The organism is Paenibacillus sp. SC116 (assembly GCF_024733555.1).
GTDB lineage: Bacteria > Bacillota > Bacilli > Paenibacillales > Paenibacillaceae > Paenibacillus_B.
Window position 1 is genome coordinate 649,840 of the sequence record NZ_JANIOF010000001.1, and the last position, 12,330, is coordinate 662,169.

General features: G+C 56.0%; 1 protein-coding gene. It reads left to right on the plus strand.

Features of this window, described 5'->3' with window-relative positions; translation table 11 throughout:
• The first annotated feature begins 24 nt into the window (after positions 1–24).
• Positions 25–12,207 carry a non-ribosomal peptide synthetase gene (locus NQ117_RS02560; protein ID WP_258276450.1) on the plus strand — a complete coding sequence of 4,061 codons (12,183 nt, stop codon included), beginning with the start codon at positions 25–27 and terminating at the stop codon, positions 12,205–12,207.
• Positions 12,208–12,330: the final 123 nt, after the last annotated feature.

Genomic DNA, 12,330 nt, shown 5'->3' on the forward strand with positions numbered 1-12,330 from the left:
ACACAGAACGGAGGGCTGCCGACAATGAGAACCATCCGTAATTTGTCCAGCGTATTGCTGGAGCGCAAGGAAAATAATGCGGGAATTTTATTTTGCGAAAGTGGTCAGGAACGCTACTTGTCGTACAGCCAATTACATGCAATGGCGGGAAGAGCACTCCATCTGCTGCGCGAGCAGGGCCTTGGTCCAGGCGACTTTGCCGTCTTGCAGACGGAAGATAACGAGCGATTTATCCTTCTGTTCTGGGCTTGTGTGCTTGGAGGTATTGTCCCCGTACCTGTGACGGCTGCGCGTACAGACGAAGGACGCAAAAAGCTGATCCAAGTATGCAAGCAATTGAAAGCGCTTATATTTCTCTGCGATGAAGAGCTTTGGCCGGGAATTCAAGGCCACGCTTTGAAGCACGGAGAAGCGGAGGTGCTGGCCCAGCTCGAGTCTGGCAGAGTGCCAATTGCGGAGGTGCTTGTGGCGGCTGCCGATGCAGACCGGCCTATGGCGGAGCCGTATGACGCAGCCGAGACAGACACCGCATTCATCCAGTTTACATCGGGCTCTACCGGAGACCCCAAGGGAGTCGTACTGACGCATGGCAATCTTCTGTCGAACATGCGAGCCATTATCCAAGGGGCGCAGTCGACAGAGCGGGATTCTTCGCTAAGCTGGTTACCGCTGACGCATGATATGGGGCTCATCGGCTTTCATCTTTCGCCGCTGTTTTGTGGCATGAATCAGTTGCACTTGCCGACCTCGACGTTTGTGCTTCATCCGATGAAATGGCTGGAACTTACGCATAAGCATCGGGTGACATGCCTCTCTTCGCCGAACTTCGGTTATGTGCATTTTCTGCAGCACTGGAAGCCAGAAAGGGCGTCCGCATGGGATTTGTCTTGCGTCAGGCTGATTTTTAACGGAGCCGAACCGATATCGATCACTCATTGCCGCGATTTTTTGGAGGCGATGAAGCCGTACGGGTTAAAAGGGAATTGCATTTTCCCGGTATACGGGCTTGCTGAAGCGAGTCTGGCCGTGACGTTCCCGGGTACGGAAGAACTCCTAAATACCGTTAAGGTTGAGCGGCAATCACTCGCTGTTGGACAGCCTGTACGAATGGCTGCACAAGATGATCATGCCGTGATCGAGATCGTCGAACTGGGTTTCCCCGTACAAGAGTGCGAGGTGTGCATTTGTGACGAAGCCGGAAACCCTTCGGCGTCAGGCATCGTAGGCTTGATTCATATTAGAGGCCGTAACGTTACAAGCGGCTACTATAAGCGGCCCGATGTAAACAAGCAAACAATTTCCCCCGACGGATGGCTGAATACGGGAGATTTGGGTTTCTTACTGGAAGGGCGTTTATATGTGACCGGTCGCATGAAGGACGTCATTTTCGTCAATGGGCAAAATGTGTATCCGCATGATCTGGAGGCGTTGATTAGTGGCCTGAAAGGAGCCGAAATCGGGAAAACGGCGATTACCGCCGTTCAAGATGAGACGACCAAACAGGATGCGATCGCCGTTTTTATTCAACATCGAGGTAAGATCAGCGGATTTGTACCGCTGATGACCGAGGTGAAAAAACTGCTGAACGGATCAGCTGGTCTCGATGTTGTTTTTGTTGTCCCCGTTCGACGAATTCCGAAAACGACCTCCGGCAAAATTCAACGCTACCTATTGGCGGAGACGTTGCACGAAGGCGAGTTTGCCGATGTGCTTGCCGAACTGGCGGAACTGGAATCGTTGGCCGCGTCTACGCGCTGTGATGCGGAAGGCGACGATGCCTTGCGCGGAGATGTCGGCTTGGAGCCGGCCACAGAGACGGAGCAGCGGATCGTGTCCATCTGGCGCGAGGTATTGAATAAGGATTGCATAGGCCTGAAGGACAGCTTTCTTGAGAAAGGAGGCAATTCGCTCAAGGCGACCTATGCCGCGGCTAGGCTGCAAGAGGCGTTTGACGTCGAACTTACGCTAACAGAGCTGTTTTTGCATGATAAGGTGAGTGCGCTCGCCGCTTTGCTGGAGCAAAAGGCGCAGGAGGGTAAAGGAACTGCCACCACTGTTGCGCCGCCAGTGGCCAAAGCGGAGGAGAGGATGGTTTATCCGGCGACCTCGGCACAAAAGCGGCTGTTCATTTTGGAACAGCTAAATCCGGGGCTGCTCAACTACCATCTGTCGTTTGCGGTCCAGGTGAAGGGCCCTCTTAATATCGAACGATTCCATATGGCATGGCGGGCGCTTATCGAGCGTCATCCAGCGCTGCGGACGTCCTTTTATATGGAAGAAGGAAATGTGATGCAGCGCATCGATCAGGGGGGAGAGCCACCACTTGCCGTCGTTGACGGAAGAGGCTGGTCGGCGTCTACGCTGGCGCTGCGGCAGCGCAGCTTCCTGCAGCCGTTTCGTTTAGAGCAAGCGCCGCTGCTGCGCATGGAGCTTGTGCGCCTGGAGCACGAGTCCAACATGCTGCTGCTGGATATGCATCATATCATTACGGATGGAACATCGATGGGCATTTTGATGTCCGATCTTATGAAGTTTTACGAGGTGAACGCATCGGAGGCGTTATCCATTCATGGCGGGGATATAGCGCTGTGGGAGAAAGCGGGCCGAAGCGAAGGCTGGCTGGAGCGCCAGAAACTTTATTGGCGCGAAATCTTTCGGAATGGCGTGCCATCTCCGACGCTTCCGTCCCCCCTTCCAAGGCCGCATACGCCAAGCTATCGCGGGGCAATTGAGCGCTTCGAGCTGGATCCAGAACTTGCCGGATCGCTGCGGGCGTTGGCTAGACACGAAGGCGTAACGTTATACACCGTCTTGCTCTCGATTTATTATGTGTTACTCGCGAAATATACGGACGAATTGGACATCGTTGTCGGCACGGCAGCCGCGAGACGGGTGCGGCCGGAGCTGCAAGGCGTAGTCGGGATGTTCGTCAATATGGTTCCGATCCGCCTGCGTGGGGAAAGCGTTTTGCGTTTCGATCAGTGGTTGAAGCAGGTCAATGGAGAGGTACTGGCATCCATCGGCAATGGGGATGTGCCTTATGAAGAAATAGCCGAGCTGGCGAAAGTAAACCGGGAATATGGGCGAAATCCACTGTTCGATTCGGTGTTTACGCTGCAAAATATGGAGCTACCTGAATGGCGGAGCAAGGATGTCGTTTATACACCCCAAGCGATAGACAGCGGCTCCGCAAAGTTCGACCTGACTTGGGAGTGCGCGGATAACGGCGTTAGTATCGCATTTACGCTAGAGTATGCGCTGGATTTGTACGATGAGTGTGCCGCCTCGCAATTGGCTCGGCATTATGTAGCGCTGGCGCGGGCAGTTGCCGCGCAGCCTCATGCGACGCTTGGCGAGCTAGAACCTATCGCTGCGCAAGAGCAGGAACGGCTGCTCCGCCTTGGCCGTTCATTCGCCACACTGCCGCAGGAGTTGTCGCTGCACAGGCTGTTTGAACGGCAAGTGGTGAAGACACCGCGGCAGATTGCCGTTGAAATGGGCGAACGGGCGTATACTTACAGCGAGCTGAACGAGCGTGCCAACCGCTTCGCGCGAGCGCTTATGCGTTGCGGCATCGCGCCGGGGGATAAGGTGGCATTGCTGTTGGGTCGCTCGCCCAATATGATTGCGGCAATATTGGGAGTGCTGAAAGCCGGAGGCGTCTATGTGCCGATTGACCCGCAATATCCCGAAGAGCGGATTTTGTTTATGCTGCAGGATACGGAAGCACGGGTGATCGTGGCTACGGCTGCGACGATGGAGATGGTTGCCCGGATTGCTGAAGACAGCATAGATGTCATCGATATGGATGAGCTCGATACGAGATGGGCTGGCGAGTCTGGCCATGATCTGGACATCGATGGCTCGGCAGACGATCTCGCTTATATCATGTACACGTCTGGCTCGACTGGCAAGCCGAAAGGGATTATGACAGCGCATCGCAATGTGTCTCGGATTGCCGTTCATACCGATTATGTAAGCATTTCGGAAAATGATGCGTTGTTGCAGCTATCCAACTACGCCTTTGACGGTTCAACGTTCGATTTGTACGGAGCGCTGTTGAACGGCGCGAAGCTTGTGTTGGTAAGCGAAGAAGAGGTTGCCGACGTATTGCGGCTGACCGAGCTGATTGAGGGCAGAGGCATTACCGTATTCTTTGTGACGACGGCGTTGTTCAATACGCTGGTCGATCATGGGCTGGATTCGCTGCGGGGCCTGCGTCATATTTTATTTGGCGGAGAGCGGGCTTCCGCGCCGCATATCCGCAAAGCACTCCGCGCACTTGGACCGAGCGTGCTGCTGCATGTCTACGGACCTACGGAAACGACGGTGTTTGCTACCTGCTATCCGATCACGGAGTCATGGGACGAACAAGAAACGGCCACCGTGCCGATCGGTACGCCGATCGCGCGTTCAGAAACGCTGGTGCTGAATAAGCAAGGCCAATTACAGCCGGACTGGGTGCCAGGCGAGCTGTGGATTGCAGGCGACGGTGTCGCATCCGGCTATGTGAACTTGCCGGAGCAGACCGCTTCGAAGTTCCGGCCGCATCCGTTCCGGGAAGGTGAAACCGTGTATGGAACCGGTGACCTTGTACGCCGATTGCCTGATGGGAATTTGGAGTTTCTGGACCGGGTCGACAGCCAGGTCAAGCTGCGGGGTTACCGGATAGAATTGGGCGAAATCGAAAGCAGGCTGCTGGATTGCGCGGGCGTCAAGGAAGCATTTGTGACGCTTATCGAGAATGACGGCACGCGATATTTATGCGCTTATATCGTTGCGGATCAAACCGAAAGGCAAGCAAGCGTTCTGAGCCAGCTGACAGGTAAGCTACCGGCATTTATGATTCCCGCCGCGTTTGTGCAGTTGGAGAAGCTGCCTTTGAACGCAAACGGCAAGGTGGACAAAAAACATCTGCCCGCGCCGGAGCGCACGGCCCTATATGAAGCGCCCGCCACAGATACAGAAATCCTTGTCGCAGGATTGTGGCAAGAAGTGCTTCATGCGAAGCAGGTTGGCGCGCTTGATCACTTCTTTGAGCATGGCGGCCATTCCCTGAAAGCCACCGCATTGACCTCGGCCATCTACAAGCATTGCCGAGTGCGCATGCCGCTTCAGGAAATTTTCAAGCTGCCGACGGTCAGAGAGCAGGCTGCCTGGATCGATAGGGCTGCCAAGGAAGTGTACGAACCTGTTGCAGACGCGCCAAAAGCCGCATCATATCCGCTCAGCCCGCCGCAGCGGCGCATGTTTTTGGCGGAAAGCATGGCTGATATTGGACTAACCTACCATATTCCGCTTGCGCTTAAACTGTCGGGTGCGGTGGATGAAACCAGAATCGGGTCAGCACTTAGGGAATTGATCGAACGGCATGAGCCACTGCGGACCTCCTATCATTGGATCGACGGCGTTCCGGCCCAGACCGTGCATAATTCGGCCGATTTTATTCTGCAAACGGCGGAGCTCGCGCAGAGGACGCTGCAGGAATTCATGAGCGAGTTTTTCCGGCCGCTCGAACTTTCCGCTGCGCCGCTGCTAGCCGCATGTTATTGCCGTCCCGAATCAGAGGGAGTAGAAACTTATCTGCTGCTCAACATCCACCATATCGCGGCGGACGGCATATCCGTCAAGCTGCTGCTGGAGGAGTTAACCGCTTTGATCAACGGTGCTGAACTTGCGTTGCCGGCTCTGCATTACAAGGATTATGCCGTTTGGCAGGAGCGACAGTCCGACTCGGAACGAGCAAAGGCAAGCCGTGCGTTTTGGACGGAGCAGCTTGCAGAACCGCCGACGCCGCTCGATATGCCGCTGGATCGGCCGCGCGGCGATCGTCAGACATTTGCGGGAGATACGTATACCTTCCACATTCCGGCTGCTCTTGCCACGCGGTTGAAAGAGACGGCCGCAAGCGCCGGAGCGAGCATGAACAGCCTGCTTTTTGCGGCTTACGCGCTGCTGCTCAAGGGAACGACGCATCAGTCGGAAGTTACAATCGGTTCTTTGGCGGCAGGACGAACGCATCCGGACACAACCCGGATGATCGGCATGTTCAACCAGTTTCTGCCGATTCGGATGCGGGTGGCGGATGAGCTGCCAATCCAAGCGTTTGTCAGAGAGACCCATGGGCGATTGCTTGCCGCATACGAGCATGGAGATGTCAGCTTCGAACACATGATGGAAGCGGCCCGGTATCCACATGACCCGTCGCGCAACCCGTTGTTCGATACGATGCTGATCGTTCACAACCAGTTTGAGGACGAGAAGCTGGCGGCGCGCGGCGACGGCTGGAGCATGGAGCCTTTGCCCGTCAGCCACGGAACATCCAAGCTGGACTTCAAGCTTGATCTGTATAGCGATGGCGAAGGTGGTCTTCGGGCGGAGTTGGAGTACAATACGGGATTGTTTCATAAAGGCACGATGGAGCGGTTGGCGGATAGGCTGATTTACATTTTGGAGCAAACGACCAGCTGCCCCGACCTGATCTGTGGCGACGTCGCAATGACGACATCTGCCGAAGAAGCCGCCTTTACGGCATGGAATGATACGGGGCATCCGTACCCAGCAGAGAAGACGATTCACGGATGGTTTGCCGAGTCCGCCCGGCGATGGCCTGATCGGACGGCAGTGCGGTCGGCCGAAGGCTCGCTGACGTATGGGGAACTGAATGAGCGTGCCGAATGCATGTCTGCCGTGCTAAGAGGCAAGGGGGTTGCGGTCGAAACGATTGTGCCGATTGCCGCCCAGCGCTCGTTGTCCATGATGATTGCGATCATGGCGGTGCTCAAGGCGGGAGGGTCCTATTTGCCGATCGACCCGGAGCATCCGTCTGAGCGTATCCGAAACATTCTGGAGGATAGCGGGGCCAGGCTGCTTCTGGCGGGGGCCAAGTGGGTTCATATTCTTCCGGACTTTCAGGGAGAAACGCTCGATCTGGACGCGCTTGCGGCTGCCGCCGTATCGGAGCTGCCGAAGGGCGAAGAAGAAACGGACCTGTCGCCTCAAGCGGGCCCCGAGCATTTGGCGTATGTCATTTATACGTCAGGCTCCACCGGCAAACCTAAAGGCGTTATGGTGGAGCACCGTGCAGCGATCAACCGGCTGAACTGGATGCAGACGGCTTATCCGCTGAAGGAGCACGACGTTATTTTGCAAAAAACGCCGATAACGTTCGACGTTTCCGTATGGGAGCTGTTCTGGTGGAGCTTTGCCGGCGCTTCGCTTTATTTGCTGGAGCCCGGCGGGGAGAAGGAGCCGTCGGTCATGCTGCGCACGATTGAAGAGCAGGCGGTTACGGTTATGCATTTTGTCCCGTCCATGCTAGGTGTCTTCTTGCCCTATGTGGTGGACAGCGGAAGAAACGGTGAGCTTTGTTCCCTGCGATACGTATTTGCGAGCGGCGAAGCGCTCAAGCCCGCGCATGTCGCAGGTTTTTACAGCCTGATGGAGCGTGGCGGCGGCCAATGTAGGCTCATTAATCTGTACGGTCCGACGGAGGCAACAGTCGATGTCAGCTATTACGATTGCCCGGACACCGGAGTGGGTACGATTCCGATCGGCAAGCCAATCCATAACATCAGGCTTTACATTGTGGACGAACGGATGAGACCGCAGCCGATCGGCGTGTCCGGCGAGCTATGCATCGCGGGTGCGGGTCTTACGCGAGGATATCGCAACAGGCCGGATTTGACGGAGCAAAGCTTTGTTCCTAATCCATTTGCCGCAGGAGAGAAGCTGTATCGTACAGGCGATAGAGCAAGGTGGCTACCGGACGGCAATATTGAATATTTGGGACGCTTTGACCATCAGATCAAGCTGCGCGGTCTCCGCATCGAATGCGGCGAGATCGAGCACGCGCTGCTCTTGCAGGTGGAAGTTCGCGATGCTGTGGTGACGGCGGTGATGGACCATGCAGGAGAGCCGGCGCTTTGTGCATATTTCGTGACAGCGGATGGAGAGGCTCCGGAGGAAGCTAGCCTGCGGGCCGCACTTAAGGAACTGCTGCCGGAGTATATGATTCCTTCGTATTTTGTTGCTATGGAAGCGTTTCCTCTGAGTTTGAGCGGTAAAGTCGACCGCAGCCGCCTGCCGCAACCCCAGTTCGCTAAACAGGAGGCTTGCGGCGAGATGCCGGCTACGCCGACGGAGCAGCGGCTGGCCGAGCTTTGGCGGGAGGTGCTCGGTCTGGCCGCAAGCGGGCCAGACGACCCGGTGGCGATCGGGAGAGAAGCCCATTTCTTCCAATTGGGCGGCCATTCTTTGCGCGCCGCACAGCTTGCAGGCTTGATCGAGCAGCGTTATGGAGCGGCGTTTGCGATGAAGGATGTGTTCGACGCTCCTCTGCTGCGGGAAATGGCGGCCCGCATCGACAGCGCAGCTCCAAAGCAGGCTGCGGTTATTGCCCGGGTGGAAAGTCGGTCGTTCTACCCGTTGTCGCTCGCGCAGAACAGACTGTTTGTGCTGCAGCAGCTTTATCCCGACAGCACGGCCTACAATCTTCCGCTCGCTCTGAACCTGACGGGCAAGCTTGATCAGGACAGGCTTCGGGAGGCGATTCAAGGGCTGATTGACCGCCATGAACCGCTGCGTACCAGCTTTGACTGGGCAGACGGCAAGCCGGTTCAGTATGTTCATGAGCGGGTTTCGTTTAAACTCGCCGTGCATGCCTTGATGGATGCCACAGACTTGAATACATTTGCGCGTGCGGTCGTCCGCCCGTTCGATTTGCAAAAGGCTCCGTTAATTCGGGCGTTTCTCGCGACGGACGGCGAAAGTCGGCATACGCTGCTGCTGGACATTCACCACATCGTCGCCGATGGCGTGTCCATGAATGTGATGGCGCGCGATTTTGAGCAGCTGTATCGTGGCTGCTCCTTGCAGCCGCTGCCCATTGACTATAAGGATGCCGCCGTTTGGCAGCAGGAGTGGATGGCTTCAGAGGCGAGAAAGCAGCAAGAGCAATATTGGACGTTCCAGCTAGCAGGTACGCTTCCTACACTACAACTGCCGACCGACTATGCGCGTCCTCCTGAACAAAGCTTCGAGGGCGCCAAGCTTGCGCTGCCGATCCCGACAGTGCTTGCTGAAGGGATTGGAGCGGCGGCAGAGCAATGGGGCGTTACGCCATTTCATATCTGGCTTACCGCCTACCATACGTTATTGCATCTGGTGACAGGGCAAGACGATCTTATAGTCGGCACGCCGACCGCCGGCCGTTTCCATCCTGCAACCGAGTCTCTCGTCGGCATGTTTGTCAATACGCTGCCGATTCGCAGCAGGCCATCCGGAGAACTGTCATTTAGAGCGTTCGCTGAGCAGCTCAAAGAAACCGCGCTTGCGGCGCTGGACAACGGCTTGCTCCCGTTTGAGCATATGGTGACTATGCTGGATGTTCCGCGCGACCTGAGCCACAATCCGCTGTTTGACACGATGTTTGTCATGCAGCATATGGAGGCCGGACAAGCCGTGGCGGGCGCCATGCAATTCGAGGTGCAAGTGCCAGACAATCGCGTATCGAAGCTGGACTTGACGTTTGAGATTGCGGATCAGGGCGCAAAAGGCGCAGCCTTGACGATCGAATATGCGACTGCGCTGTTTAAAGAAGACAGCATACGCAGAATGGCGGAATGGTATTTCCGTATTGTCGGCCTTACACTAGCCGAGCCGGAACGACCGCTCGGAGAGATCGGACTGCTTGACGCCGCGGCGGCGGAGAAGCAGAGCGAAGCATTCAATCTTACGTCCGCGCCGTATGCAAGCGACGATACGGTAGAGGTTTACCTCGAAAGACAAGCGGCGGTAACACCTCAGTCCGTTGCAGTTGTGGCAGAGGACGGAGCGTTGACCTATTCGGAATTAAACCGGAGGTCGAACCAACTGGCGCAGGCACTCAGAAAGCAAGGCGTCATGCGCGAGGAGCGCGTGGCCGTCGTGATGGATCGTAGCCTGGAGATGATGATTGCAATTTTTGGCGTGCTAAAGGCGGGCGGAGCTTATGTGCCTATTACACCGGGCTTGCCGCCGGAGCGAATCCGCTACATGCTGGACAACTCCGGAGCCAAGCTTGTCTTGACGAAAGGCAAAGCCCAGGAAGGGCTAGAGATGTTCCTACCATCTATAGACGTTCATGCTATGGACGTTCATGAAACGATGGCGCAGGAGTGGGACGACTCTCCTGTCGAAAAGCTGCATGATTCACGTTCACTTGCTTATGTGCTCTACACTTCGGGATCGACCGGGCAGCCAAAAGGCGTCATGATCGAGCATCATTCCGTCATCAACCGGATTGGCTGGATGCAGAAGCATTACGGTCTGGACGCAAGCGGAGTCATTATGCAGAAAACGCCGATTACCTTCGACGTATCGGTCTGGGAGCTGTTCTGGTGGAGCTTTGCCGGGGCAAAGCTAGTCCTGCTGCTTCCGGGCGGTGAAAAGGACCCCGCGCTTATGCTGGACACGATCGCGCGGCATGGCGTAACAACGATGCATTTTGTGCCATCCATGCTGCATCTGTTCCTGGAGCATCCCAGCTTGCTAAGCGGTGAGGTAAGGCTCAAAAGCCTGAGTCATGTGTTCGCCAGCGGCGAAGCGCTAACTGCAGATCAGGTGCGACGCTTCCGTGAGCGGATCGGAGTTCCGTTTGATGCTAGGCTTGTGAACTTGTACGGCCCGACTGAGGCGACGGTTGATGTTTCCTATTACGATTGCTCTGATGGCGATATTCCGATCAACGATACTTGGCTCAATGTGCCGATTGGCAAGCCGATCGACAACATCTCGCTTTATATCGTGAGCGAAGCGATGAAGCTCCAGCCTGTCGGCATTGCCGGGGAACTGTGCATATCCGGCGCCGGACTGGCGCGAGGTTATATCAGCCGACCCGATTTGACGAAAGAAAAATTCGTTGATAATCCGTTTGCGGCGGGAAGTCTAATGTATCGGACAGGAGACCTTGCCAGATGGCTGCCTGACGGAACGATTGAATATTTGGGCAGAATCGACCATCAAGTAAAAATAAGAGGCCAGCGCATCGAATGCGGGGAAATCGAGCATGTGCTGCTCAGCCATCCGGCGGTTGTGGAAGCGGTGGTCATGAAGCGGGACGCTGTAAGCGGGAGCGAATATTTATGCGCGTACATCATTTGCTCCGAACCTGTGGGCCATCAGGAACTAAGGGATTTTGCTGCGCTGCGCCTGCCAGATTATATGGTTCCGCGAACCGTGGTGGAACTGCCAGCCATGCCCCTGTCTCCAAACGGAAAAATCGACCGAAAGGCGCTGCCGGAGTCGGAGCTGGCGGCGGATAGCGTCACTCCGTTTGTCGAAGCGGCAAGCGATATCGAACTGGCGATTGCCACCGTATGGCGCGAAATCCTGCAAAGGGAAGACTTCGGCATCCATCATCGTTTCTTTGATGTTGGGGGAGAATCGCTGCTGTTGGTGCGGGTGCATCAACGGCTGGAGGAGTTGTATCCCGGCGCTCTCGGCGTAACGGATTTGTTTAACTATCCAACGATCGCATCGCTTGCAGCGTATCTGGAGTCGAAAAATCGCGAGCTCGCGAACTGGAGCTGGAGCGGTCTGCCGATGGCAGAAAACTGCCTTAGTAGCGGCTATGTTGCAGAGCGTATCGACAGCGTTCAATTCCAACTGGACAGGGCCGTTGCGGAAGGGCTTGCGGAACTTGCAGCATCCCGCTCGGTGACCGTTGAAGCAGTGGCGTATGCCGTATATCTGTACTTCTGGCGCGGCGAGTCTGGCAGCAATCTGCTTGTGCTTCCGGCAATGACGGACAACGGGCTGATTGCCACGAAGGAAATTGACTTTACGGAGGTACGCGATTTCGATACGCTGCTTCTGCATGCTGCCAAACGGGTGAGCGCGGGAGAGTGTTATACCGTGCGGCAAATCAGAAAGCAGCCACAAGCCGAAGCCGGATTTGCATTGTTCCCGTTATTTGCAGGAGCAGCGCAGCACGGATTCAAGGAGCGGGAGGCACTATTGGAACGATTCGATGTTGTGCTGTATATGGCTGGCACTGCCGCACCAAGTGGGTCGGAAGGGTCAGAGCTTAGCGGGGTATGGACGTACGACGCCCGGCGCCTCGGTAAGAAGGCGGTGCTGGATTGGGCTTCCGCTTATCTGGAGCTGCTCTCGAGCGTGGTTGAGCAGTATCGTGCTGTAGCCGACAGGGCCGAATCAGGAGCGTAGCATGGACCAAACCGGGTTGCGTCCGACTTGAGCATACATCTATCCAACCGAAGTGCTTTGTAAAAACCACATCGAAAGCATAAGCTTCGGTGCTGAATGTCCAACTTTTTAAACACGCAATGC

What these genes read in the sequence shown, in the direction of transcription:
- NQ117_RS02560 (WP_258276450.1), top strand. Translation starts at nt 25, where the DNA reads ATGAGAACCATCCGTAATTTGTCCAGCGTATTGCTGGAGCGCAAGGAA.